This is a genomic window from Sphingobium sp. RC1, from assembly GCF_059738765.1.
This window is the reverse complement of record NZ_AP027309.1, coordinates 99,670-124,835: the sequence shown is the minus strand read 5'-3', so window position 1 is coordinate 124,835 and position 25,166 is coordinate 99,670. Positions and strand designations below refer to the sequence as shown.

12 protein-coding genes are annotated in these 25,166 nt (G+C 65.7%); 9 read left to right on the top strand and 3 right to left on the bottom strand.

The features are described from left to right. The first annotated feature begins 3 nt into the window (after nucleotides 1-3). The 9 genes from AC6JBC_RS16830 (at nucleotide 4) to AC6JBC_RS16790 (ending at nucleotide 21,485) form a co-directional block, all read left to right on the top strand. A complete protein-coding gene (locus AC6JBC_RS16830; protein ID WP_498026610.1) occupies nucleotides 4-2,046 on the top strand; it encodes a CHASE2 domain-containing protein in 2,043 nt (680 codons plus the stop codon). After that, a complete protein-coding gene (locus AC6JBC_RS16825) occupies nucleotides 2,033-2,749 on the top strand; it encodes a hypothetical protein (RefSeq protein WP_498026609.1) in 717 nt (238 codons plus the stop codon). The genes AC6JBC_RS16830 and AC6JBC_RS16825 overlap by 14 nt, the downstream gene beginning before the upstream one ends. A gap of 143 nt (nucleotides 2,750-2,892) precedes the next feature. Continuing rightward, nucleotides 2,893-4,650, top strand: coding sequence for a ShlB/FhaC/HecB family hemolysin secretion/activation protein (locus tag AC6JBC_RS16820; RefSeq protein ID WP_498026608.1), 1,758 nt, complete (start codon nucleotides 2,893-2,895; stop codon nucleotides 4,648-4,650). Next, on the top strand, nucleotides 4,650-10,427 hold the full coding sequence (locus AC6JBC_RS16815) for a histidine kinase (protein ID WP_498026607.1): 5,778 nt from the start codon (nucleotides 4,650-4,652) through the stop codon (nucleotides 10,425-10,427). Before AC6JBC_RS16820 ends, AC6JBC_RS16815 begins: the two co-directional genes overlap by 1 nt. Before the next feature lie 79 nt (nucleotides 10,428-10,506). After that, nucleotides 10,507-11,901, top strand: a complete 1,395-nt coding sequence (locus tag AC6JBC_RS16810; RefSeq protein ID WP_498026606.1) for a multiheme c-type cytochrome — start codon at nucleotides 10,507-10,509, stop codon at nucleotides 11,899-11,901. Between the two features lie 47 nt (nucleotides 11,902-11,948). Continuing rightward, nucleotides 11,949-13,871 (top strand): heme-binding protein, encoded by a 1,923-nt coding sequence (locus tag AC6JBC_RS16805; RefSeq protein WP_498026845.1) that lies wholly within the window; start codon nucleotides 11,949-11,951, stop codon nucleotides 13,869-13,871. Nucleotides 13,872-13,873: 2 nt separating this feature from the next. Next, entirely contained in the window at nucleotides 13,874-15,712 is a 1,839-nt protein-coding gene (locus AC6JBC_RS16800) for a hypothetical protein (protein ID WP_498026605.1), read from the top strand. A 149-nt stretch (nucleotides 15,713-15,861) separates the two neighbouring features. Continuing rightward, nucleotides 15,862-19,770 carry an LVIVD repeat-containing protein gene (locus AC6JBC_RS16795; RefSeq protein WP_498026844.1) on the top strand — a complete coding sequence of 1,303 codons (3,909 nt, stop codon included), beginning with the start codon at nucleotides 15,862-15,864 and terminating at the stop codon, nucleotides 19,768-19,770. Between the two features lie 668 nt (nucleotides 19,771-20,438). Beyond that, on the top strand, nucleotides 20,439-21,485 hold the full coding sequence (locus AC6JBC_RS16790; RefSeq protein WP_498026604.1) for a nucleoside hydrolase: 1,047 nt from the start codon (nucleotides 20,439-20,441) through the stop codon (nucleotides 21,483-21,485). A gap of 144 nt (nucleotides 21,486-21,629) precedes the next feature. Here the strand turns inward: AC6JBC_RS16790 and AC6JBC_RS16785 are convergent, their stop codons facing one another. Genes AC6JBC_RS16785 through AC6JBC_RS16775 form a run of 3 tightly spaced genes read right to left on the bottom strand, consistent with a single transcriptional unit; the run spans nucleotide 21,630 to nucleotide 25,164 of the window. Beyond that, nucleotides 21,630-22,478, bottom strand: coding sequence for a metallophosphoesterase (locus AC6JBC_RS16785; protein ID WP_498026603.1), 849 nt, complete (start codon nucleotides 22,476-22,478; stop codon nucleotides 21,630-21,632). A 5-nt stretch (nucleotides 22,479-22,483) separates the two neighbouring features. Next, nucleotides 22,484-24,277 carry a cytochrome c3 family protein gene (locus AC6JBC_RS16780; protein ID WP_498026602.1) on the bottom strand — a complete coding sequence of 598 codons (1,794 nt, stop codon included), beginning with the start codon at nucleotides 24,275-24,277 and terminating at the stop codon, nucleotides 22,484-22,486. A gap of 5 nt (nucleotides 24,278-24,282) precedes the next feature. Continuing rightward, the gene (locus AC6JBC_RS16775) at nucleotides 24,283-25,164 is read right to left on the bottom strand and encodes a hypothetical protein (protein ID WP_498026601.1); all 882 of its coding nucleotides are present in this window, start codon (nucleotides 25,162-25,164) and stop codon (nucleotides 24,283-24,285) included. Nucleotides 25,165-25,166: the final 2 nt, after the last annotated feature.

The following is a 25,166-nucleotide window of genomic DNA, read 5'->3' as shown; positions in this document are numbered from 1 at the left end:
CCGATGGCGGCGCAGGGCCTGTTGCGCCGCGGCGCGCGCGTCATGCAGGACGCGGGGCGATGGCGGCTTGCCGGGACGGCGCTGTTATTGCTGCTGGCGCTGTTCGTTGCGGGGTGGAACTGGACCAAACCATTGGGCGCCGCCGGTTCAGAGCGGGAGATGCCGACCGCCGACGCGGAGCGCGGCCTGTATGATTGGCGCACGGCCACTTTCGCCCCCCGTGTCGAGCAGGACAAGCGCATCCTGATGGTCGTCTATGATGACCAGACGCTGATCGCGACGCGCAAACGCTCGCCACTGGATCGGGGGCTTTTGGCGCGGGCGCTGCGCAATCTGGACGCGATGGGCGCAACCTCTATCGGCATCGATATATTGTTCGACCAGCCGCAGGATGAAGACGCGCAGCTATTGTCGGCGCTGCACGCGATGCGCACGCCGGTCTGGCTCGGCTACGCCAATTTCGGCGACAACCGCGAACAGATCATCTTTGAACAGCAGCAATATCTGGACCGGTTCATCGCTGAGGCGCGGACCTCCAGGGTCAGGCCCGCAAGCATCCGCCTGGAAACGGATTCCGACAATGTCGCGCGCAGCTGGCCAAAGCCAGTGCCGGGCCAGCCACCGCTGCTGTCGCTGGCGATGCACCCGTCGGCATCCTTTGCGCATTATGGCGGCGCTATCCGTTTCCGCATGCCGCGGCCCCAAGCGGACGGATCGGAAGAACCCGTGATCCCGAGCCTTCAGATCGATCTGCTCGCGGACCCCTCCATGGCCGCTGCTCTGGCCCCAATGGTCCGGGGTCGGCATGTGCTGATCGGCGGCGACATCGTCGATATCGATCAGTTCGAAACGCCGCTGTCCGGACGGCAGGCGAAATCGACCATGATCGGGCTGGAAGTCCATGCCACCATGCTGGCGCAACTGCTCGATCGCGCTGTGCTGCCTGCGGTCCCCGGCTGGGCATTGTGGATCGCGGCGGCGGTCATCGTGCTAGCCGCAGCGCTCACCAGCCTCGCGGATTTCCGTTGGTTCTGGCTGGTGCCCGCGCTTGGACTTCAGGCCGTGGCGATAGCGGGCTTGCCGCTCTGGTTGCAGGCAAGCGGCTGGGAAACCAAAGGATTGCCCGCCGCCGGTTGGGCGCTGGGCTGGGTCGTCACCTTTGCGGCAGTCAGCGCCGCGGCAAGGGCGGTCAATTCGCAACAGCGCCGCTTCGCGCAGGCGGCGCTGGGCAAATATCTGCCCCGCGACATCGCCGCGCAGATTCTGGCGGAGCCGGAGAAGCTGGCGCTGCACGGCGAAAAACGGCCCATCTTCACCCTCTTCACCGATCTGGAGGGCTTCACCAAACTTAGCCACGCAATCGCCCCGGAAATGGTGGCGCAGTTGCTGAACCGCTATCTCGACATGTTGAGCGACGTCGTCCTGGCGCATGGCGGGACCATCGACAAATTCGTCGGCGATGCGGTTGTGGCTTTCTGGGGCGCGCCGATCGCGCGCGAGGATGACGGGCGCAACGCCGCGCTCGCCGCCTATGCCATGTGGCAGGCGGGGGAGGTGTTCCGGCGCGATCTGCCGCCCGGCGTCCCGCCGATCGGTCGAACGCGGGTGGGGCTGCATCATGGTGATGCGATCGTCGGGAATTTCGGCGGCGAAGGGCGCATTCAATATACGGCTCTGGGCGACAGCATGAACACCGCCGCGCGGCTGGAAGCGGCGAACAAGGCGCTGGAAACGTCAGTGCTGGTTTCCCGAGAAGCAATGGAACGATCCGGCCTCGACTGGTGGCGGCCGATGGGCCGGGTCCGCCTTCGCGGGCGGTCAACGCCGGTCGACCTGTTTGAACCAGCGCCTGATTTCGCGACCGCCGATCGCGCTCGACTGAGCGCCGCGCTTGCCGTTTTCGACACCGAAGATGCGGAGAAGCGGGCGACGGGGCTGGCCGATCTCAAGGCAGTGGCGCAGGAGCATCCGGATGATGCGGCTCTCGCCAATCTGGTGTATCGCTATGAATATATTGGGGACGGAGGAACTTATGGTCTGGGCTAAGGGGGCGATGGCGCTCGGGATGGCGGTGGCCGTGGGCGCTGGGACGCCTGCATGGGCCGACAGCCTGGTGGTGCGGTCTTCGGGACCCTCGGCGGGCAGCTATGCGCCGGGCAAGAAGCTGGCGGATGGCGGGGCACTTCTGCTGAAGGCGGGGGACGTGGTGACCTTGCTCGATGCGAAGGGCACGCGAACGCTGCGTGGACCGGGCCGTTTCAGCGTGACCGCAGCGGCGACAGTGCCTGCTTCCAATGTGACCATGGCCGCGCTGCTTGATACGAAAAGGGTTCGCCGGGCGCGCACCGGGGCCGTGCGCGGCGCCTTGGGGGACGCGTCTGCGGTGGCGAAGCGCCCCAATCTGTGGTTGGTCGATGTTGCGCAGCCGGGGCCGCTATGCGTGTCCGATCCCGCCGCCGTGCGCTTGTGGCGAGCCGATGTCAAAAAATCGGCAGCCGTCAGCATCAGCGGCGGTGGCGCGCAGGGTACGGCCAGCTTCGCCGCTGGGGAGGCGATGGCGGCATGGCCCGCAGCGCTCCCGGTCAAGGATGGCGCAACCTATCGGGTGGATGCCGATGGGCGTTCCACCGACATTCGCTTCGCGCTGCTGGGAGCGCCCGCTGGCGGCATCGACAACATGGCATCGGCGCTGATCGCGCATGGATGCCAGGCGCAGCTTGATCTGTTGATCGATACGGCGGCGCGCTAGGGACTTGATAAGCCGACGGGCGACGGGCAGAGCGCCTTTCCCGGACGGTCGCAGCGACAGGGACGACAGGCCATATGGCCGCTCCCGTCGCACTTTGGGGGAATGAGACGGCTATGGGGTTTCAGGGGGCAGCAACATCGCGCATGACGGGGCGTGCGCAATGGCGGATGGCGTTGGCACTGACTGCCATGGCGCCAATGCCCGCCATGGCGCAGGTCGCCCCGCGCGCACCCACGCGGGAGGAATTGTCCCCGGGGCAGCAGGCCGCCGATGTCGCGGGCGAAGGAAGCCGTCTGACCGTCGAGGGTGGCGTGGAGCGGGCGCCTTGCCCCTTGGCCGATCCGCGCTTTGCCAATGTGACCGTGAACTTTACCGATGTGCAGTTTGACGGCCTTCGCGGCGTGGACGCGGCCATCCTGAAGGACAGCTGGGGGGACCTAGCCGGGCGCGACGTGCCGATCGCCAGCCTGTGCGAGGTCCGCGACCGGGCTGCGACGGCGCTGCGGCAGTTGGGCTATCTGGCGGCCGTGCAGGTCCCGCCGCAACGGATCGAGAAAGGCGGCACCGTCCGTTTCGACATATTGATGGCGCGGCTGGTCGCTATCGAGGTGCGGGGCGACGCGGGCCGGAGCGAACGGCTGATTGCCGCGCATATGGAAGCGCTCAAGGGGCAACCGCTGTTCAACGTGCATGAGGCGGAACGGCACCTGCTGCTGGCGCGCGACCTGCCGGGCTATGACGTGCGGCTGGCGCTGCGTCCCGCCGGGACGGCGCCCGGCGAGGTCATCGGCGAAGTGCAGGTGGTGCGCCGCCGGATAGAGATGGACGTCAATGTCCAGAATCTCGGCAGCAATGCGGTGGGCCGCTTCGGCGGCCTCGCGCGGGTGCGCTTCAACGACCTGACCGGGATGGGGGACAGCACGGTCGTCAGCATCTTCAACACCGTGCAACCGAGCGAGCAGACGGTGTTACAAGTCGGGCACAGCATGGCGCTGGGCAGCGACGGGCTGCGGTTGTCGGGCGACTTCACCTATGCCTGGAGCAAGCCGGATATCGACGGGCTGGACCTGTCGTCCAGAACGATGATCGCCTCGGCCGCCCTGACCTATCCCCTCGTGCGGCGACAGGTGCACACGCTGTTGGCGAGTGGTGGGCTGGACGTGGTCGATCAGGACCTGCGCATCGGCTCTCTGCCCTTGTCGCGCGACCGGCTCCGGGTGCTGTTTCTTCGGCTGGAGGGAGAGGCGATCGATCCCGACAGCCTGGGCAGCACGACCGGCTATTCGGCGATCGAACCCAGATGGCGGATCGGCGGTAATCTGGAACTGCGCCACGGGCTCGCCGGGCTGGGGGCGAGCGAGCCTTGCGGCAATCAGGCCGCCTGCATTCCGACGGGACAGTTGGACGGAGACGCCTCCGCTTTTCTGATGAGGGCAGGGGTGCAGGCGGAATATCGCCCAACGCCGAAGCTGACCTTCGCGCTGTCGCCACGCGCGCAATATAGCCCCGACCCGCTGCTGTCCTATGAACAGATGAGCGCGGGCAATTATACCGTCGGGCGGGGCTATGATCCGGGCACGCTGACGGGGGACAGCGGCGTCGGGTTCGGGGCGGAGGTCCGTTACGGACGGATCACGCCGAAGGGGCCGGGCGCGATCGCGGTGCAGCCTTTCCTTTTCTTCGACGCGGCGTGGATGTGGCACCAAAGCAGCGTCTTTGCCGGGCTTGATCCGCAAAAGCTCTATTCGGCCGGTGGCGGAGTGCGGGCGACCTGGTCCAATCATGCGCGGATCGACCTGACGTTGGCAACGCCGCTGCGGCGCGCGGGGTTGCAGACGGAGCGGGGCGACACGCGGTTGCTGTTGTCACTTAGCACTCGAATTCTGCCGTGGAGGCGTTAATGTCGGCAAAACGTAGCAAATCCTGGCTTTTGACCCTGTTGGGCCGCTCCAGCGCGGTTGCGCTCGCGGTTGGCTGCGGCGCTGGCGTGGCGCAGGTCAACAAGGCCTTTCAGGGCAGCTATTCGGTACAATCGGGCGATGCCTTTGTTTCGCAAGGATCATCCGCCGGGACCGACACCATCACGTTGAATTCGTCTGAGGCGATTATCAACTGGACGCCTGACGATACGAGCGGCACCGGCCCGATCGACTTCCTTCCCCAGAATAACACTGTCGTCTTCAGTGGTTTCAGTGACTTCACTGTGCTCAACCGAATCCTCCCGGTGAACGGCAGCGGAGTGTCGGTTTCGCGAGTGATCGAACTGAACGGCACGGTGCAAAGTCAGATCAACGGCAGCACGGGCGGCAAGGTGTGGTTCTACGCGCCGGGCGGGATCGTGGCTGGTCCTAACGCCTTGTTCAATGTCGGGTCGCTGGTGCTGACCAGCAATGACATCGACACGACCGGCGGGCTTTATGGGAGCGGGGGCGAGATCCGCTTTCGCGGTCCCGGCAACGTCCTGACATCGGTCGAACTGAAACCGGGCGCGCAGATCAACGCGCTGTCGAGCGGCAGCTACGTCGCGCTGGTGGCGCCGCGCGTGGTGCAGGGCGGCACGGTCAGCGTCAACGGCGGGGCGGCCTATGTCGGCGCAGAAGCAGTCGACATTACAATAAATAACGGCCTGTTCGACATCAGCATCAGCGCGGGCACGACCGATACCAATGGTGTAGTGCATACGGGCACCACAGAACGGCCGGGCGCGACGGTCACCGATCCGCAGCATGTCTTCATGGTTGCGATGCCAAAGAATCAGGCGCTGACCATGCTATTGTCCGGCAATGTCGGCTACGACGCGGCGGCAAGCGCGGTGCAGTCGGGCAGCGCGGTGGTGCTGGCCGCCGGATATGACGTAGCGGACAACGCCATCGGCGCGCGCAATGTGACCGGCACCGGCGAGGCGAGCGTCAGCATCGGCGGCGGGACCTGGCAACCGGACGTGAACGGGCACGCGACCGGCAATATCGTCGTTCAGCCAAGCGCTGCTGCGAACTTCGCGAACCTCAACCTGACGGCGGAACGATCGATCACGCTGCAATCCGGCGCTGCGGGAGCCATAGCGGCCACCGGCACCATGGACCTGAAAGCAGGCGAGGCGATCACCGTGCGCGCCGATCAGGGCGGCAGCATCAGCGTCGGCGGCGACATGAACCTGGCCGCCGGGATTGGCGGCACGGGTGGGACAATCGACGTCCTGACCTTTGGCGGCAGCGCCTTGCCAACGGGCAATGGCCAGATCGACGTTACCGGGACGATGCGGCTGGACGCCAGCGCCTTTGGGCTGGGAGGCATTAATTCTCCGGTGTTGGCCGGTGGCGATGCGACGGGGGGTGCAATCAATGTCATCGCGGCAGGCGGTTCGATCAGCGCGGCTAGCCTGTTCGCCAATGCCGATGCGACGGCGAGGGTCGGCAGCGACAGCGCAGGGAATGCGACGGCCGGAGCTATCGCCGTATCGGCACGAACCGCGGCAGGACCGAGCGGGCCGCTGGCGGGCGCGATCGATTTTGGCGGCATGATTCTGAGGGCGTCCGCAGGAATCCAAAACAGCTTCCCCCTCCCTTCCATCACAGGCGGCAACGCGGCGGGCGGGACGATCAACGTTTCGGCGGCGGGTGGTAGCATCGCGACCGGCCGTTTTGACATATATGCCAGTGCGGCGGGCGGGGACTCCAGCGGCGCGGCGGGGACCGGCACAGGGGGCAGCATCACCCTGTCGGCAAGTAGCGCAAACGGACTGCGTGGCAGTTTCGCCGCCGATTGCACCTTCTATTGCAACATCACCGCCGATGGCCGGGGCGGCTATGGCGCAAACGGGGCGAATGGCACGGGCGGGTCGATCCTGATCCATGCGACCGACGCGAGCTTTGTGGCGGATGGTAGTCTGTATCTGCACGCGAAAGGCGTGGGCGGCGGCACGGAATCCTTCGATGGCGTAGCGGGTCGGGGTGGCGACGGGCTGGGCGGCGGCATAGCGGTGGAGAGCCGGGCCGGTGCAGCAGGGGACGCGGTGGTGCGTTTCGGCGCTCTCTATGCTTCGGCTGATGGCGCTTCCACGGAAGGATCGTTCGGCTTGATGGCCGCGTTGAGTTTCGGCGGCTCTGCGTTCAGTTCGGGAGGTTCGGCCTTTAACGAGGGCGATGGCGGAAACGGCACTGGCGGGTCAGTCAATTTCCTGGTCGCGGGCGGCAGTTTCGATGCGGGCAGCCTGTATGCAGAGGCCAATGGGCAGGGCGGGTCTTCCTCCGTCAACTGCCCGTCATGCGGCGATGGCGTCACGCCGTTTCAGGCTGGCAGCGGGCAGGGCGGATCGGTCCAGTTCCTGATGACCGGCGGCACCGCCAACATCGCCAATCTGCAACTGGGCGCGGGGGGCGTCGGTGGTGAGGCGGTGGCGGCGAACGCCATTGACCAAGTATCGAGCCTGGCCGGATCGGGCACAGGCGGCACGGCCGTTCTGGAATCGCGCGGCGGCGTGCTGAACGCCGATGCCATTCGTATCGAGGCAAATGGCGTGGGCGGCGGCGGCGATCCGTTTGCCTATTATAATTATAACGGCCCCAATGGCGCGGATGGCGGCGCGGGCTTCGGCGGCACCGCCCGGTTGCTGATGGGCGCGGGCGGCACCGGCCAGATCATCGTCACTGAGGACCTCAGCATCGGGGCGCTGGGCTATGGCGGCGCAGGCGGCATGGCCGGTTCGGATGGATCGGGCGGCTTTTACATAGCGGGCGTGGGCGGCAATGGCACTGGCGGCACGGCGGAACTGACGCTGGCGAGCGGGGCGCTGACCGCGCCGTCGCTGCTGGTGTCGGCGGCGGGCGTCGGTGGCGCGGGCGGCAATAACAGCAGCGATGCGGCCGGCGGCGCGGCAGGCAACGGCATGGGCGGCACGGCGCGCGTCGCCTATCTGAGCGAAGGCCATGCGATCGGCGCGTTGACCGTGTCGGCCGAAGGGCAGGGCGGCCTGGCGGGCATCAACGGCTATATCAGCGGTTTCGATGTCAACGACCAGCCCATCTATGCCTATGGACCCGGTCAGGGCGGCGCGGGCGGATCGGGCCAGGGCGGCACGGCGGACATGCTGATCGACGTCGATCCCAGCTTTGCCAGCCTGATCGTCAGCGCCGACGGCTTTGGTAGCGTGGGCGCGGATAGCGCTAGCAGTGGCGCGGGCGGCACGGGCACTGGTGGCATCGCTGCGCTCAACATCGGTTTTGGCGCGACCAGCGTCAGCGGCGAGTTGCGCGTGTCGGCTTCCGGCTTTGGCGGCGCTGGCGGCGCGGCGTTCATCGGAGCGGCGGGCCGGGGCGGCGATGCCTTTGGCGGCACGGCGACGCTGGGACTGACCGGCGCATCGACCTCGCTCGACGCGGACGACATCGGCGTTCTGGCCGAAGCGCTGGGCGGCGCGGGCGGCACTGGCGCATTCCAGAGCGGGCTGGGCCTCGCGGGTGCGGATGGCGGTGGCGCACAGGGCGGGACGGCGCTGTTCGCGGTGAACGCCGGGGCGAGCGCGGTAACGGGCGCGGAACTGGTGTTGAGCGGCAATGCGACCGGCGGCGCCGGTTCGGCCGGGATCGACGGGCTTGCCGGTGGCGCAGGCGGTTCGGGCGGAGACGCGGCGGGCGGGTCGGCTACATTGCGGATCGACGGCGGAAAATTGCTTGTAAGCAACAGCATTTCGACGCTTCCCGCCTACAGCATCACGGCGGTTGGTCAGGGCGGCGCGGGCGCCAATGGCGGCGTTGCGAGCGACCCGGCGCTCGCCAATGGTGCGGGCGGCAACGGTGGAGCGGGCGCAGGCGGCGTCGCCTCGTTCGCAGCGAACGAGGGTGACTTCCTGATGGGGCCGCTTTCCATCGTCGCGGATGGCGCGGCGGGACTGGCAGGCGCGGGCGGGATCGACGGCCTGACGAGCGGCGGGACAGCTTCCCTCACCAACGGCGGCAGCGTCGCGCTGGGCGTGGGTGTGCAGCGGCAGCTGGCTTCACTGTCGATGACCGCCAATGGCGACGCGGGCGGCCGGATCAGCTTTACCGACAGCAGCAGCGCTGCGGGCGGCGGCCTGCGCGTGGCCGGGCCGATGACCTTGCATGCGTTGGGCACCGTAGTGCCGGGCTTCACCGGCATCAGCTTTGCCGCGTCGGGCAATGTGGTGCAGGTCGATGGGGCGGCCGATTTCCTGACGGAAGGGCCGCTGTCCTTTGCGTTCAACGGCGGTGGCGCGCTGGCGGTGACGGGCGCGCTGACCGGCTATTCGGGCACGAACATCGCGTTCAGCCATACCGGACGGACGGCAGGCACGGACAGCCTGTCGGCGGCCAGCATTGCCCTCGACACGCCGGGCGGCATCAGCGCGGCGGGCGCATCGCTGCGTTCGGCGGGACTGCTGACGATGAACGGATCGGGGATCAGCGCGCAGGCTCTGGCTTCGGGTGGAGCGGCGGCGTTGGATGCCGGGGCTGGCGATCTGGTAGTGAACGATCTGCTGGCGCAGGGTGCGATCACGGCGCTGGGGCGGAACATCAGCCTGGGGTCGAGTAGCGGGATGGCGATCGCCAATGCCGTGGCGAGTGGCGATGTGCTGTTGAATGCCGCCGGACGGGTGGCGGTGAACGGCCGGGTCAGCGGACAGGCGGTCACGATCGGTTCCGGCGACATCGCGATTTCTGCCAATGGGCAGGTGAGCGCAGCGGAGCTGTTGCGCTTCGATGCCCTGGGCGCGCAGGCGTTCATCGGCGGTGGCGATGCGACGGCGGGCTACAGCCTGTCGGCGGCGGAACTGGGCCGTGTATCGGCTGGCGGGATCGTGATCACGGGCGCGGGGGACGTGGCCGTGCGCGACCTGACGATCGGGACCAATATACTTCCGGGCGGCGGCGTGATGAGCATTGGCGCTTCCGGGCTGTTGCGTGTGCAGGGCGCGGTGGCGATGACCGGGCGAACTGGTGCTGGCGGGCTGACGCTGACGGCGGGAGACGCGCTGGAGGTGATTGCCGGGCTTGGCTCCATCGCGATCAGTGACGGCAATGGCGGGCTGGGCGGCGTGCTGACGCTTGACGCGCCGTCCATCTATGTCGCGACGGCGGAGGCGATTGCCGATGTGCGGGCGGCGGACTCAGTGACGGCGCGGGATTTGCGGCTGGCGCAGAATGACGGGCTGGCGCTGGACGCCGGGATGTTGCAGGCGGGGACGATCCGTTTGGCCGCGACCGACGGCATCTTCATCCAGAATAGCGGGCTGTCGACCAGCTTTGCCGACCGGCGCGGCTTTACCGCCAACAGCCTGATCATCAGCAGCGGGAACGGGCGGCCGCAAATCGCGATCAACGGGCGGCTGGCGCTGGCTGGCGGGGGTTTTGCAACCGGACTCGACACGATCCCGCTGGTGGCGATCGATGGGCGCTATGCCGTGGGGTCGAAGATCAACGGCTGCTTCCTCTTCGGCTCCTGCACCACGCTGAGCTTCGATAATCGGGAAACGTTCGACGGATTGCTCGATCCCACGGTGTCGGTGTCGCGCATCTTCCCGACGGCGTTGATCGAGTTGCGGGATGTCGTGACGGAGGGCTTTCCTCCGCTGATCGACGAGCCAGTGACGGGCGCGGGCAATGAGGATCTGTGGGATCGCTCATGCGGCGAGCCCGGCGAACCGGCCTGCGATGCGCAATAAGCGGAAAGATCAGGCGAAACGGGATTGAAAGGGTGGCGCGGACGCGGCTAGAGCGACTGCGCGCAAGGGGGGCGTGTGAATGGGGGGCTTCAGGAGCTACGGAGTAAGCAGGCGGGCGGCTGGCATGGTGGTGCTGGGCGCGGCGATGCTGCTCGTGCTGCTGCTGTGCGCCTTGCCGGGAGGCGGTCGGGGGGCGGCTGATGCGGCTCCGGTGACGCGCGGCTTTACCGGCGTTGCCTCCTGCGCGGGTTCGACATGCCACGGCCGGATGGAAGGCGACGGCAAGGTCGTGCGCCAGGATGAGCTGATGCGCTGGCAGGAGCCTTCGACGCCCGGCGGCGCACACAGCCGCGCCTTTGCGGTGCTGAGCGGTACACGCGGGCGGCAGATCGCAGCGACGCTGGGACTGGGCGATGCGGCGGCGGCGCCTGCGTGCCTGGGGTGCCATTCGACTCCGGCGGCGGTCAAAGGTGCGCGCTTTCTGGCGCAGGATGGCGTCGGGTGCGAGGCTTGCCACGGCGCGGCGGGCGGTTGGATCGCGTCGCACTATGCTGTCGGGGCGAGCCATGCGTCGAACGTCGCGGCCGGGATGATGCCGCTGGACCGGCCGCAGGCGCGGGCTTCGGTGTGCCTCGATTGCCATTTCGGGAGCGAGCGGGCGGGGCAGTTTGTCGATCACCGCATGATGGCGGCGGGGCATCCGCGCGTCTCGTTCGAGCTGGACCTGTTTTCTTCCATGCAGGCGCATCATGACGAGGATGCCGACTATGCGCGGCGCAAGGGGCGGACGGACAGCCTGAAATTCTGGGCCGTGGGGCAGGCGATGGCGGTGGAGCGGGCGCTCACCCTCTATGCCAGCGCGAAGGGAAGCGAGGGGGCTTTCCCGGAATTTTACTTCTTCGATTGCCAGAGCTGCCACCGGCGCATCTATGATCAGGCGGAGCGGAGCAAGACGTGGGAAGCGAACCCCGGACGCCCGATCCCGGCGGGCATGCCGCCCTTCAATGACGAGAATATGATCATGCTGTCGGCGGCGGCGAAGGTGATTGCGCCCGGCGCGGCGGCGCGGTTCGATGCGGACAGCCGGGCGTTCCATGCCGCCATCGCGCGGGATCGCGGTGCGGCTGTTGCGGCGGCGGGCAAACTGGCGGCGAGCGCGCGGGCGCTGGCCAATGGCTTTGCCGGGGCGCGGACGAGCGGGGACATGGCCTTTGCGATCGTAAGCGAGATTGCGGGCGGGGCGATCAGCCCGCGCTTTACCGATTATGAAGGGTCGGTGCAGGCGGTGATGGCGATCGATACGCTGCTCAACTCCATGGTGAAGTCGGGGCGCGTGACGGTGGGCGCAGCGGCAGGCATCCGGGCGGACGTCAATCGCGCCTACGGAGCGGTCAAGGAACCCAACAGCTACCAACCCACCGCTTTCCGCAGCGCCTTGGGCAGTGCGGCGCGCAGTATCGGAGCATTGCGGTGAGCGGATTGCGGCACAGATTGAGCGCGTTCGCGGCGCTGTCCGCGTTGATGCTGGCGTCCTGCGGCGGTGGCGGCGGTAGTAGCGGTGGAAGTGGCGGATCGCCTACTCCAACGCCTACGCCCACACCGACCCGGCTCTATGCCGATCCGGCACAGGAGGCGCTGAGCGTCGCCGATGTGGAGAATGTCGTCGCGCATGCGGCGGCGGAGGCGCAGGCGCGCAGCCTGCCTGCCGTGATCGCGGTGACGGATCGGGTCGGCAATGTGCTGGCTGTGTTCCGCATGAACGGCGCGCGGGCGAGCGCAACCACCAGCGCCGCGCCCAACGGACAGAATATCGATGCGCAGAATCTGACGGTCCCGGCCGAGGCTGGCGCGATCAGCAAGGCGATCACCGGGGCCTATCTGTCGAGCGGCGGCAATGCCTTTTCCACGCGCACGGCGAGCATGATCGTGCAGGAGCATTTTCCGCCTGCGCCCAATACGGTGGGGCTGGAAAGCGGCCCGCTGTTCGGAGTGCAGTTCAGCCAGCTGCCCTGTTCGGACCTTTCGGCGCGCTATATGGCGTCGGGCGCGCAGGCGATGATCGGCCCGAAGCGGTCGCCGCTGGGGCTGGCGGCCGATCCGGGGGGATTTCCGCTTTATAAGAATGGCGTCGTGGTCGGCGGCGTCGGGGTGATGGCGGATGGGGTCTATGGGTCCGATCCTGATGTCACCGACACGGACAATGATCCGGAAGAATATATCGCGCTGGCCGGGACGCTGGGCTTTGAAGCGCCCGACAGCGTGCGCGCGAACCGCATCTTCGTGGACGGCACGTCGCTGCGCTATTCGGATGCGGCCTATTCGGGACTGATGGCGAGCGGCTCGGCGAGCTTTGCCGCGATCAACGGCAGCGCGGGGAGCCTGGTGGCGGTGCGCGGCTATTATGGCGATCCCGCGCCGATGGTGCTGGCTGGCGTCGCCTATGGCAGCGAGCTTTCGGGCGTGCGGGCTTCGCGCGTGGCGGAGTTTGCCAATCGCGACGCCTTCGTGCTGACAGACGGGTCGGGGAATAACCGCTTCCCGATCCGCGCGGCGACCGATGCGGGCGATGTGGCGCAGCCCCTGAGCGCGGCCGAGGTGACGGCGGTGCTGGAGGAAGCGTTCGCCATCATGAGCCGCGCGCGGGCGCAGATCAGGCAGCCGCTCGACAGCCGGGCGCAGGTGACGATCAGCGTCGTCGATACGCGGGGCGCGGCGCTGGGCATCGTGCGGTCGCCCGACGCGCCGATCTTCGGCACGGATGTGAGCTTGCAGAAGGCGCGGACGGCGGCTTTCTTCTCCGGTGCTCATGCCGGGCCGGACTTGCTGGCGAGCAGCAGCGCGGATGTCGCGGCTTTCGTGGGCAAGGCGCGGACGTTCCTCAACGATCCTTCGGCGCTGACGGGCACCCATGCCTTTACCGACCGGGCAAACGGCAATCTGTCGCGGCCCTATTTCCCCGATGGCGAGGTCGGGCGGCCCAATGGGCCATTCTCCCGCCCGATCGCGCAGTTCAACCCCTTCTCCACCGGCTTGCAATCGGCGCTGGTGGTGGGTGATCTGGCCGCGCATCTCGCCTATGTGACCGGCGCGAGTGCGACCGACACGCCGCAGCGTTGTTCGGCGGTCACCGGCGTGGGCGCGGGCAATCGCATCCAGAATGGGGTGCAGATCTTTCCCGGATCGGTGCCGATCTATCGCGGTAATGTGCTGGTCGGCGCAATCGGCGTGTCGGGCGACGGCATCGATCAGGATGACATGATCAGCTTCCTGGGCGCACATAATGGCGGGCAACGCGGTGGCGGCATCGGCAATGCACCGGCGGCAATCCGGGCAGATCAGATCGTGGTGGATCTGGGCAATGCATCGGTGCGGCTGCGCTATGTCAGTTGCCCGTTCGCCCCGTTCCTCGACAGCTCGTCGCAAAATGTGTGTCAGGGGCTGTAACAGTGGGGCTTGCCGCCTTCCTGCCGCTCTTGGCGCTGGCGCAGCCGGGCGAGCCCGTGCCGCCCCCTCCGCCCGACAATTGGGAAGAGATATTGAACGCGCCCGAAGTGGGTGCCGATGACCAGTCGATCGAGGGACGGCGGCGGCCGGGCTATGAAGCGCCGTTGCCCGAGGCGGTGACGCAGGACAATCCGGGCGCGATGCGCGCCCCGCCGCCCGAGGCTTTTCCCGTCGATCAGGTGCCGATCCCGGATCGATGGCGGCTGATTGAATCGCTGGGCGTGGTGAAGGAGCGCTGGTTCGATCCTTATGGCCAGAACACGCTGAAGGGCGACCGGCCGATTGATCGCGAGAAGGTCAAGTGGCTGCCGATCAAGGGTGACGACTGGTTCTTCGTCGCCAATGCGGTGAGCGATACCGTGATCGAGCCGCGCACTTTTCCCATTCCGGTGGGCGTGCAGACGACCGAGCGGCCGGGCAGCATCGATGTGTTCGGCAAGGATGCGAGCTATGTGCTGAGCCAGACCTTCATCGGCGGCGTGGCGCTGATCAAGGGATCGACCGCGTTCAAGCCGCCGGAGATCGAATATCGGCTGACGCTCGCGTTCAACATCAATCATGTGAATGTGCCCGAACGGCGCGTGCTGTTTGTGCAGCCGTCCAAGCCTTCGCACCGCACCGACCATTTTCTGGGCGTGCAGGAATTGTTCGTCGATTATCACCTGGCGAATACGTCGGATCGCTATGATTTCCGGTCGATCCGCGTTGGCATTCAGCCATTCCAGTCCGATTTTCGCGGCTTCCTGTTCAATGACCAGCAGTTGGGCATCCGGCTGTTCGGCAACCGCGACAACAACCGCTTCCAGTTCAACCTCGCGGCCTTTTGGCGGCTGGAAAAGGACACGAACAGCGGCCTCAACAGCGTGATGCAGTCGCCGCGACGGGATTGGGTGTTTCTGGCGAATCTGTATCGGCAGGATTTCCTGATCCCCGGCCTCACCAGCCAGATTACCGCCGTTTATAATATGAACCGTGAGGCCGGGCGGATCGAGGTCGATGACAATGGCTTTCCGGTGCGGCCTGCCCTGCTGGGCGACCTGCGCGGGCGGGATTATGATGTCGTGTATCTCGGCTATAATGCCGATGGGCGGGTTGGGCGGATCAACCTGACGGCGTCGGTTTACGGGGCGCTGGGGGAGGATCGGAACAGCTTCTTTACGTCGGAGCCTGCGCAGATCAGGGCGTTCTTTGCCGCTGCCGAGGCGAGCATCGACAAGGATTGGATGCGGTTCCGGCTGTCCGGACTCTATGCGAGCGGCGACGGCGACCCGCATGACAATCGCGAAACCGGGTTCGATGCGATCTTTGAAAATCCTGTCTTTGCGGGCGCGGATACGAGCTACTGGATCAGGCAGACCATCCCCTTTGCGGGCGGCGGGCGCGTCATCGGGATCAATGGGCGCAATGGCATATTGAACTCGCTGCGGTCCTCGAAGGAGCAGGGGCAGTCGAATTTCAACAACCCCGGCACGATGCTGCTGGGGGCGGGGGCGGATTTCGATCTGCTGCCGGAACTCCGGCTGTCGGCCAATGCCAATCATCTGTGGTTCCAGAACACGGCGACTTTGCAGGCGCTGCGCAACGAGGGGAGCATTCCCAAGTCGATCGGATGGGACCTGTCCACCGCCGCGATCTGGCGGCCAAAGGCGACACAGAATATCGTGTTCCGCCTCTCGGGCGCGACCCTGCTGCCGGGCGCGGGCTTTCGCGACCTTTTCACCAATAGCGAGCGCAACCGGAATTACTATTCCGTGCTCGGCAATTTGATCCTGAGTTATTGATGGGCCGGTTCGTTTCTCTCGTGCGTGCTCCTGCGAAGGCAGGAGTCCAGTTGGGATGGTGGAACTGGGTTCCTGCCTTCGCAGGAACACGTAATGGTTTGGCCGCACTGGTAACGCTACTGCTCGCAGCGCTGCTGCTACCCGTGGCCATGCTCCACGCCTCGGACGCGGAAAAGCCGGTCGAGCGCGTCTATGCCAAGACCCCGCCCGCGCCGATGAGCCAGACGGCGGATCAGGTCGCGGCCAAGTCGGACGGCTGCTACAGCTGCCACACCAAGACGGACGAGCCGTCGATGCACGCGACCCCGGCGGTGATGCTGGGCTGCGTCGATTGCCACGGCGGCGACGCGACGGTGCGCGGCGATCCTGCCCATGGCTTCGAAGATCCCGCCTATGTGGCGGCGCGGGATAAGGCGCATGTCCTGCCGCGCTATCCGGGAAGCTGGCATTATCCGTCCTCGGCAAACCCGAAGCGGACCTACGCCCTGCTCAACCGGGAGGCGCCGGAGTTCGTGCGCTTCGTCAACCCCAGCGACTATCGCGTGGCGCGGGAGGCTTGCGGGTCGTGCCATATGCAGACGATCGAGGCTGCGGAGCGGTCGCTGATGGCGTCTGGCGCCATGCTGTGGGGCGGGGCGGCCTATAATAATGGCATCGTGCCGTATAAGAATTACATCTTCGGCGAGGCCTATACCAAGGATGGCAAGCCCGCGAAGATCGTGTCGCCCGGATCGCCGCCGGGCACGCTGACCGCCGAGCAGAAGGCGCGCGGCGCGCTGGCCGAACTCTATCCGTTACCCAACTGGCAGGTGACGCCACCGGGCGACGTGTTCCGCGTGTTCGAGCGCGGCGGGCGCAATATCTCGACGCAGTTTGCCGAGATCGGCCTGCCCAATCCCACCGGCGCCATCCAGCGGCTGGAGGAACCGGGACGGCCTGACCTGAAGCAGTCGAGCCGGGGACCGGGCACGGGCCTGCGCGTGGCGATCCCGGTGCTGAACCTGCACAAGACGCGCCTCAACGACCCCTATATGTGGTTCATGGGGACCAATGATCAGCCGGGCGATTATCGCCATTCGGGCTGTTCGGGCTGCCATGTCGTCTACGCCAATGATCGCGAGCCGCGCCATAGCCTGACCTATGCGCAATATGGGCGCGACGGGCAGACGGCCACGGTCGATCCGACCATCGCGAACAAGATGGAACATGGCGCTTTGAAGGGCGCGCATGGCGAGACGCCCGATCATCCCATCGGCGCCGTCAAGGAAAGCGGGCATCCGATCCGCCACGCTTTCACTCGGGCCATCCCCACTGCGCAGTGCATGAATTGCCACATGCACCAGCCCAATATCTTCCTGAACAGCTATCTCGGCTACACCATGTGGGACTATGAGTCCGACGCGGCGCTGATGTGGCCGGAGAAGCAGAAATATCCCGACGCAGCCGAGGTGCACAAAACGCTGGAGCGCAATCCGGAAGGGGCTGGGCCGAAGGGCAAATGGGCCGACCTGGACTTCCTGCGCAACGTCTATGACCTCAATGACAAGGCGAAGGATACGCAATTCGCCGACTATCACGGCCATGGCTGGAACTTCCGCGGCGTGTTCAAGCGCGATCGCGAGGGCAATCTGCTCGACGCGGATGGAAAGGTCGTGTCGAACGACGATCCGGAGAAATGGCGCAAGAAGGGTGAGGGCAAGTTCGTCCAGCCCGGCGTCAATCCGGGCAAGTCCGTCCACCTCATGGACATCCACGCCGAAAAGGGCCTGCAATGCGCCGACTGCCATTTCGCGCAGGACAGCCACGGCAACGGCTTCATCTACGGCGAAGTCGCGAACGCGATCGAGATCGGGTGCAAGGATTGCCACGGCACGGCGGACGCCTATCCGACGCTGCTGACTTCGGGACCGGCCGCGCCGCCCAAAGGCACGAACCTGGCGCTGCTGCGCAATCCGGACGGTAAGCGCCGCTTCGAATGGTTCTACGATGCGAGCGGGCGGCGCAAGCTGATCCAGCGGTCGATCGTGGACCCTAGCCTTGAGTGGGAGGTGAGCCTCGTCAAGGACAGCGTCGATCCCGCCAACCCGCATTTCAATGCCAAGGCGGCGCGCGCGAAGCTGATGAGCAAGTCGGGCGCGGAGGATGGCAGCTTCGCTTTCGGTCCCGGCGTGGCAAAGGCAGATCGGGCGCATGGCGATGACTCGATGGCTTGCTTTACCTGTCACCTGAGCTGGACGACGAGTTGCGGCGGCTGTCACCTGCCGATCGAGGCGAACTGGAAAACCTCACTCCACCATTATGATGGGGAGGAGACGCGCAACTTCGCGACCTATAACCCGCAGGTCGCGCGCGACGAGATGTTCCAGCTCGGCAAGCATATGACGACCAAGGGGAATGAGACGGCCCCGGTCAGATCGACGTCCGCGCTGGTGCTGTCATCAACCAACATCAACCGCGAGCGCATCTATATCCAGCAGCCGCCGATTTCGGGCATCGGCTTTTCGTCACAGGCGTTCGCGCCGCACTTCCCGCATACGGTGCGAAAGACCGAGACGAAGACCTGTTCGGATTGCCACCTGTCGGCGAAGGACGATAACAACGCGATCATGTCGCAGCTGATGTTGCTCGGCACGAACTTCGTGAACTTCGTCGGCCTCAATGCCTGGACCGGGCTTGAAGGCGGGTTCGAAGCGATCCGCGTCACCGAATGGGACGAGCCGCAGGCGGTGATCGGCAGCTATCTCCAGAAATATGCCTATCCCGATTATTGGAAGCTGCATGTCGAGCAGAATGGCCGCGAGCTGAAGAATTGGGTGCGTGGGCGAACCTTCGACAAGAAGGCGTCGGGCGAGACGCGCCCGGTCGAAGAATTCCGCAATGTCGTGAAGGGCACCGCCGATCGCGTCGGCTGCCTGCAACTGCGCGGCGAATATATGTATGTGGCGGAAGGGAAGGGCGGATTCCGCGTCTATGACGTCGCGTCGATCGCCAACAAGGGCTTTTCCGAACCAATCGTCAGCGGCCCCTTCTCGAAGCTCGGCCACAATACGGGTGTGGCGACGAAGAATGCGACCTGCATGGCGCTGCCGACCAATCAGCCGATCAACCCGCTGCGCAGCACCAAGGAACTGCGCGAGATCAATCAGGAACAGCCGTTCCTGCCGATCTACAGCTATGCGGCGGTGACCGACAGCGTCGAGGGGCTGATCATGGTCAATATCGAGACCATGGCCGATGGCGAGTTCCGCAACAATTTCCTGAAGCGGGCGGTGGCCTGGAACCCGGATGGCGTGCTGAATGGCGCGCGACATATCCAGCTGGCCGGGCAGATCGCCTATATTACGGCCGATGTGGGGCTTGTGGTCGTGGACCTGAGCGATCCGCTGCACCCGCGCCTCGCCGCCGTCCGACCGATGAAGGATGCGCGGGCGAGCGCGATCCAGTTTCGCTATCTCTGGGTCACCGACGCCGAAGGGCTGAAACTGTTCGATGTGACGAAGCTCACCGATCCGGTGGCCGTGCCATCCGCGACCGTGCCGCTGAAGGACGCGCGCCGCATCTATCTGGCGCGCACCTATGCCTATGTCGCGGCGAAGGCGGAGGGCTTGGCGATCGTCAACATCACCAATCCCTTGAAGCCCAGCCTCTATGCCAGGGAGACGTTCGGCGGGCAGATGACGGATGTGGAGGATGTCATCGTCGGCACCACCAACGCCTCGCTCTTCGCCTATGTCGCGGACGGCCGGAACGGCATGAAGGTGATCCAGCTGACCAGCCCGGCGAGCCAGCCCAATTTCTACGGCTTCTCCCCCGCGCCCAAGCCCGAACTGATCGCCTGGGCGCGCACGCCCACGCCTGCGGTGGCGCTGTCCAAGGGGCTGGACCGCGACCGGGCCGTGGATGAGACGGGCGGACAGATCGCCGTATTCGGACGACTGGGATCGCGGCCCTTCACCCGGCCGGAGATGGAACGGCTGTTCCTGACGTCGAAGGGCGTGCGCTACAAGGTCAGCGACGATGTGGACATGAAGGCGTGGCGACCGCCTTTGCTGCGGTAACGGGAGCAAGCGGTCGCGTTGGCCGTTGAAGGGGGGCGTTGGTTGCACGATCTGTGGGCCAGCCTGACCATGGACCGCCACATCGCTTTCGGCACCTACGAGGTAAAGAGCGATCCCCACAGTTTCCAGCCTACGCCCAGGGTAAGGCCGATCAGCGCGGTGACGATGAGCACATCGAGCACTGACAGATCATCGTCGTTCCGAGCCATTCGCTGCTCTCCTGCTGCCGCCGATCGTGGTGCCGACGATGGCAGCGCGCAACCTATCATGTTTCGGGAGCGAAATGCGATGGGGACGATGGAGTAGGGCGAGGGTTGTTTTAATGTTTTGCTTTCGCAGGAGATGACAGGCTGAGCGTTTGCTAACGACCAGTTTCGACCATCATATGACGTTGGTGACGCCTTCTTCTGTCCCGGAAAGCGGGCGCTCACGAGAACAGCTGATTGTGGTGGAGCGCGGACTAAACGCTGGAGGACGAATATCCGCCTATGCGCTTTCGCACTTGCAACTCCCTCCCGGCACAATAACGCTTGAAAATCGAACGATACCGTCGCATTATTGTGGCAGGACGACTTGATGTGTTCAACATAGCCGCCAGGGTTGAAACGGTGGTTGGCGATCTCTGTGGTAAGCTCATCGTGCAACGACAAAGTAAGGGGAAGATAGCCATGACATGGCAGCGGCGTGAATTGATGATGACGCTTGCAGCAGGCGTTGGAGTCTTCGCTGTTGCTGGACGGAGCCTCGCTGCGCCACGTGCGCAAAATGGGCGCTCACCTTTCGCGCCCGCCTTCGGCCCTCGCAAACGGGTGCTGTTCGTCAACGACCTTAGCGGTGATGTGGATGGCTTGTTCGCTACCATCCATGCCCTGCTTTCCCCTTCGATCGATCTGCGCGGCATCATCGGCACCACCACAGGCACCCCGCGTGAGACGACGGCGATGTCAGTGCTGTTGGGCGAGGAAATGGTGCGCTTGACGGGTCGAGCGGGCAAGGTCCCTGTTTTTGCCGGGGCGCAGGGCAAGCTGAAAGCCGCCAATCAGCCGATGACATCGGCGGGCACGCAGGCGATCATCGACGAGGCGATGCGCACCGATACTGAACTGCCGCTTTATGTGGCGGTCGGCGGCGGCCTTACCGAGGTGGCGAGCGCGTTGCTCATCGAACCGGCGATCGCCGACAGAATGACGCTGGTGTGGATCGGCGGCACGATCTCGTCCGAAACGATCTCGCGTGAGTATAATTTCGGCATTGATCCGCTCGCGGCGCAGTTCGTCTTCAACCAGTCAACCGTTCCCCTGTGGCAGGTGCCGGCTGAGGCTTATGGGGCCTGTCTTGTATCCACCACAGAGTTGCAAGCGCGTGTCGCACCTGCCGGGAAGGTGGGTCGTTGGCTTTACGATAAGTTGCTGGACGCGGAAGCTAGGCTGGCGGGCTTTCGGATCAATACTGGCGAAACCTATACGCTCGGCGACAATCCGTTGGTGCTGCTGACCGCACTCACCGACTGGCCCCCGACGCGGCTGGGCAAGCAGCCCATCTACGAGAATACGAGTTCCAGTCCCTTCAAAGATGAAGCTGCGCCGATGCTGGATCAGAAAGGTCATCCACAGCCGCGCCAAGAGGGGCGGCGGATACGGATTTACCGCGATTTGGATACTCGCATGATGCTGGAGGATTTCTTCGCCAAGCTGGCTGTGAGCCAGGACAAATAGCGTCGCAGGCCGTCCTATGGTGACCGGATGTAGGAGTCAGCCGCGTGACTTTGCCGATTATCTGTGAATGCTGAATGCGGGAGTGACCGTTATCGGCCCATGCTTCCCGCAAGCCGCCATTCCGCTCCCCACCCAACGGAGCCGTCAACCCGGCCGCTCATCCATCAGCATGCGGACCAGCGGCTGCATGCCGGTGTCGAACTTGGCCAGCGCGACATGATCGTCCACCGTCTCGAAATGGGTGACAAGGCCATGCTCCGTCCAGCGGTGGAGCGCATAGGCAGGCGCGTCGGCGATGATCATCGGCCGGTTGTCCGGGGCGTCCGGGTCCATCGGACGCAGGTCGAGGGCGAGCTGCGGGGCTGTTGAAGAGCAGATGGCGACGGTGGTGCCCTGCCACGGCGCGGTGATGGTGCGGTGGAGGTGGCCGCAGAGGAGCGCAGCGATGTTGGGGCGGTTTGCGATTGCGGCGGCGAAACGCTGGACCCACGGTTCGTCCGGGTGCGTGTTCATCCATTCAATCCCGGCTTCGACCGGGGGATGATGCAGGACGATGAGGGTAGGCGTTTCGGCATCCTCGTCGAGGCGGGCGGTCAGCCACTCCGCGCGGGCTTCGCAGAAGGCGCCGCCGTGGCGGCCCGGCTCCAGCGTGTCGAGGATCAGGATGCGGCGGTTTTCCAGCGGGATGGCGTAGTGGACGAAGCCGTCCTGCCGCGGGATGTGGGGGAAATGCTGCGCGAAATTGGCGCGGTCGTCATGATTGCCCATGGCGGGCCAGACCGGGAAGGGGCATTGCGCAAAGGCATCCGCAAGGGCGCGGTAGCTTTCGGTGTCGCCCCGTTCGGTCAGATCGCCGGTCGCGAGCAGCAGGTCCGGGCGGTTGGGGCCGTCGATCAGAGCGCGCAGGACCTGATCGAGCCGCTGGCGGTTAAGCTCGGCCGGATTGCCGGGGTCGAAGCCGAGATGAATGTCGGTGATCTGGGCGATCAGCATGGTCTTTAGCTCCCCCTTACCCGTCGCAGCCTGTCCGCCTGATCCCGTCTGACGGCGCGATCGGCGGGCGTCCATGGCGCGCCGTCGCCGACATGATAGCTGTGGCACATGGCGCAGCCGGACGGCACATCGGCCTTCGCCTTCTCACCGCCATGGCAGGTGCGGCAGCTGTCGATGCCGGGCAGCAGCAATTGGCGCGCGTCATGGCTTTTGGGCGCGGCGTGGCAGCTTTCGCAACTCTCGGTCGCGTGCGCCTTATGATCGAACCAGCCCTTCATCATGTAGCGCATGGGCTGGTTGACGGGGGTGACTTGCCAGCTTGTCCCGCCCCCCGTGACGATGTGGCAGTCATAGCAGGCGCCGCCCTTGGAAAAGACCGCGCGGATGGCGTCGTCGGCGCGGGAGGGTCGAGCGGCCGCCGCGCCGAAATAGGCGTGATAGACGCGGCCCTGCGCATAGTCGCCGGGGCGGCGCCTTGCCATGCCGCCGAGCGATAGCGGCGCGGCGGGCGCGGTGGAGCGATAATAGGCGCGAAGGTCCGCGATCACCTGATCGGGCTGGCCGTGGCGCAGGGTGCGGACGGTGCCGCCGATCGTCTCGAAGGCGAGGCTGTGGCAGGACTGGCAATCACGCTCCATATCGACGGGCAGAAAGCGCACGCCGTCGGCGGTCGGCCGGTGGCAATCCTTGCAGGCGAGGGCGTCGCCATAGCCCGATTGCGCGCCCAGCGTGCGGGCCATACGGGCGACGCCGCCAGTCTTCGACAGATGAACGTCGTGCGGGAATTTCAGGCCGCTGTCGTCCATCGGCTTCGCGTCGAGGCTGGCGCGGGTGAAGCTGGGGTGCTTGCCGGGATTATATTGGACGAGCGCGGTGAATTGCGGATGATCCGTGCCAAAATCGCTGGCGTTGGCGAGCTTGCTGTCCTTCAGCCGATCCTTCAGGCTGCCGTGGCAGTCGGTGCAGAAGGCTTGGGGCGCGGGCTGCATCGGCCCTGCGCCTTCATGTTCGCGGTGGCAATCGACGCAGGCACCTTCGGGTGGCTTGCCAAAGGTCGTGGCGACGAGGTTCAGGAACTTGCCGCCGATGCCCGGCTCCGCGCGCGCCATGGCGATGCGCGCGGCGGGGGCGTGATCGTGGACGGATTTGTGGCATGTCTGGCAGGCGGTATCGCGGACGGACACGAACGCCTTTTGGTGACAGGTCTCGCACTTGCCTTCGAGCGCGTGGTGCGCCTGGCTCAACGGGCCGGATGACCATGCGCCATCGCCCTTCACGCTGTAGATGTTGCGCATGTCGTCGGCCGGACGGGTGGCGTAGCTGTAGATGGGAACAGCGAGGAAGCCGATGAGGATAGCGAGCGCCAGCCCCCACGCGGTGAGGCGCTTGCCCGGCAGCAGGCGCGCCAAGGAGAAGACGCGGGCCTCCTCCTTTTCCTCCGACGCTTGCGACACGGCGTCGACCCGGCGGATGGACAGGATGGTCGCGTCGTCCTCGCGCGAAACCGTGATGCGGTGGCCGCCGAAGCGCAGTTCCGCGCCCTTGGCGGTGTCGATGTCGGCCGAACGGGTGGTGCGGCCTTCGATATCGAAGCCCAGCGTGCCGGTGGCGCGCACGCGGATAGTGCGCGCGTCGACCTGCTCGATCCGCGCGTGGTCGGGTTCGAGCGCGAGGTCGGGAAGGTGAATGTCGCTGCTTGACGCACGACCGAGGACAAGCTGCGGCTTTGCGACCGTCGCGCTGCGGACGATCTCGCGCCCGTCTGCGGTTAGGCTGATCTGGCGGACTGTGAAGCTCATGACGCTCACCAGTAGAAAAAGACGCTGACGATATGCGCGGTCAGCGCGGCCAGCAGGGCGAAGGTGGCGGGCACATGGACGTAGAGCCAGATCTCCAGCAGCGCCTTTAAACGCAGGTGGCGGCGGAGGCGGGCGAGCATCGCCTGCTTGCGTTCGAGCAGGGCGTCGACCTTTTCCAAAGGTTCCTTGCCCGTATCCGGATGGTCGCCGGTCCAATAGCGCAGCGCCGCCTGCGCGGCGGCGGTGGCGCAGCGCGGGTAACGGCCCGACAGGCGCGCGATCAGGCTGCCGCCGAAGGGATCGTCATTAAGCGACTGGCGGACAAGGCCGGCCTGTTCGTGGGGCAGGGGCTGCGCCGCGTCATGCAATTGACGGTCGATGGCGCGGATCGCTTCCAGCATCTGCACCTGCGTCATTTCCGCCCGGTTGTTGCTGAGCGCGGTGGGGAGCGTCGCATAGACGATGATGCCGAACAGACCGGAAAGGATCACCAGCATCATCAGCACATAGGCGAGCGTATGAACGTTCCACCCAAGCTGGAAGCCGGTGTGCAGCGTGCCGATGACGATCAGGCTCAAACCCAGATAGACATGGGCGCTCGTCCACGCCTTCAGCGACCAGCGGCCGCGCGTCATGGCGCGCTTGCGCAGGCCCAGCAGGGTGAGCCAGAGAATGAGGCCGACGCCGATGGTGCCCAGCGTGTAGCCGTACCAGCTACCGCCATTATGATGCGGCGTGACGTCCACGAGCAGATAGCTGGCGATGGCGAGCAGACAGAGAACGCAAGCGATCTTCAGCCAGCGGAAGTTCGCGTGGCGCAGGAAGCCGTCATGGAGGGTTTCGCCTTTGACGCGGCGAGGGCGGGCGGGGGATGCTCGGGTGGCCATCA

What these genes read in the sequence shown, in the direction of transcription:
- AC6JBC_RS16790 (WP_498026604.1), top strand. Translation starts at nt 20,439, where the DNA reads ATGACATGGCAGCGGCGTGAATTGATGATGACGCTTGCAGCAGGCGTT.
- AC6JBC_RS16820 (WP_498026608.1), top strand. Translation starts at nt 2,893, where the DNA reads ATGACGGGGCGTGCGCAATGGCGGATGGCGTTGGCACTGACTGCCATG.
- AC6JBC_RS16810 (WP_498026606.1), top strand. Translation starts at nt 10,507, where the DNA reads ATGGGGGGCTTCAGGAGCTACGGAGTAAGCAGGCGGGCGGCTGGCATG.
- AC6JBC_RS16780 (WP_498026602.1), bottom strand. Translation starts at nt 24,277, where the DNA reads ATGAGCTTCACAGTCCGCCAGATCAGCCTAACCGCAGACGGGCGCGAG.
- AC6JBC_RS16830 (WP_498026610.1), top strand. Translation starts at nt 4, where the DNA reads ATGGCGGCGCAGGGCCTGTTGCGCCGCGGCGCGCGCGTCATGCAGGAC.
- AC6JBC_RS16785 (WP_498026603.1), bottom strand. Translation starts at nt 22,478, where the DNA reads ATGCTGATCGCCCAGATCACCGACATTCATCTCGGCTTCGACCCCGGC.
- AC6JBC_RS16795 (WP_498026844.1), top strand. Translation starts at nt 15,862, where the DNA reads ATGCTCCACGCCTCGGACGCGGAAAAGCCGGTCGAGCGCGTCTATGCC.
- AC6JBC_RS16825 (WP_498026609.1), top strand. Translation starts at nt 2,033, where the DNA reads ATGGTCTGGGCTAAGGGGGCGATGGCGCTCGGGATGGCGGTGGCCGTG.
- AC6JBC_RS16805 (WP_498026845.1), top strand. Translation starts at nt 11,949, where the DNA reads ATGCTGGCGTCCTGCGGCGGTGGCGGCGGTAGTAGCGGTGGAAGTGGC.
- AC6JBC_RS16815 (WP_498026607.1), top strand. Translation starts at nt 4,650, where the DNA reads ATGTCGGCAAAACGTAGCAAATCCTGGCTTTTGACCCTGTTGGGCCGC.
- AC6JBC_RS16775 (WP_498026601.1), bottom strand. Translation starts at nt 25,164, where the DNA reads ATGGCCACCCGAGCATCCCCCGCCCGCCCTCGCCGCGTCAAAGGCGAA.